This is a genomic window from Kitasatospora sp. NPDC091207 (genome assembly GCF_044768625.1).
GTDB lineage: Bacteria > Actinomycetota > Actinomycetes > Streptomycetales > Streptomycetaceae > Kitasatospora.
The window spans coordinates 1-1,177 of record NZ_JBIVVS010000076.1; the positions used below are offsets into that span (position 1 = coordinate 1).

General features: G+C 67.5%; 1 protein-coding gene. It reads left to right on the top strand.

Translation table 11 applies throughout. From position 1 onward, the window contains the following. Positions 1 to 177 precede the first annotated feature (177 nt). Complete coding sequence (locus ACIQTO_RS38175; protein ID WP_402398283.1) at positions 178 to 1,062, top strand: IS5 family transposase; 885 nt, start codon at positions 178 to 180, stop codon at positions 1,060 to 1,062. Positions 1,063 to 1,177 lie beyond the last annotated feature (115 nt).

Genomic DNA, 1,177 nt, shown 5'->3' on the forward strand with positions numbered 1-1,177 from the left:
TCTCGAAGCGTGGAGAACGGCCGCCTCCGCCGTCCCGGGAAGAACCGCAGATCAGCAGGTCGGGTGACGTGCGAGGTTAAACGAAAAGCTGAGAAAGTGTTGGGTAATTGATCAAGTTCGGGCTGTGATGCACGGGCGGTGATCTTCGCGGTCGGGGCGTTCGCGAAGATCACCGGCATGTGTGTTTGCTTGTGCAAGGCTTCCTACGACTCGTCGTTGACGGATGCCCAGTGGGCGGTGATCGAGCCGCTGCTGCCGGAGCGGGATCCGCGCCGGGCCGGTCGTCCGCTGAAGTTCGCGCGCCGGACAGTCGTGGACGCCGTGCTGTACGTGCTGGTCAGCGGCTGTGCCTGGAGGCTTGTTCCGCACGACCTCGTCCCGTGGGACGTGGCCTATCGGTGGTTTCGCGCGTGGACGGCGGACGGGACGTGGAATCGGGTCCACGACACGCTTCGCGAGCGGGTCCGAGTGGTGGACGGTCGGGATCCGCAGCCCTCGGCGGCGGTGCTGGACTCGCAGTCGGCCCGCAGCCACCAGGGCGGGCAGGCGATCGGCTACGACGCGGGCAAGCGTGTGCGCGGCCGCAAGCGGCATCTGCTGGTGGACACCTGCGGGCTCGTGCTGCGGGCGGTGGTCCACTCGGCCTCGGTGCAGGACCGGGCCGGGGCGAAGCTGGTCCTGGCCGGTATCCGGGAGCTGTTTCCGCAGGTCGGGCTGGTCTGGGTCGACGGCGGCTACGTCAACGTCGTCGATGCCGGCCTGGTCGGGTGGGCCGCGGAGCGCGAGAACGTGGAGATCGTCGCGGTGCCGCGCAACGCGGATGTGAAAGGGTTCCGGGTGCTGCCCCGCAGGTGGGTGGTCGAGCGGACATTCTCCTGGCTGGGACGGTGCAGACGGTTGGCACGGGACTACGAGCGCAAGACCGCGCACGCCGAAGCGATGATCAAGGTCGCCATGATCCGGCTCATGGCCGCCCGCCTCGCCGGCGAGGAGATCGAACCACGCGGCCCCATCGAGACCGAAGCAGCTCGCCGCCTCGCCGACGACCTCAAGAACGAGTGATCACCCGATTACCCAACACTTTCTGAGCTTTTCGTTTAACCTCGCACGTCACCCGACCTGCTGATCTGCGGTTCTTCCCGGGACGGCGGAGGCGGCCGTTCTCCACGCTTCGAGA

What these genes read in the sequence shown, in the direction of transcription:
- ACIQTO_RS38175 (WP_402398283.1), top strand. Translation starts at nt 178, where the DNA reads ATGTGTGTTTGCTTGTGCAAGGCTTCCTACGACTCGTCGTTGACGGAT.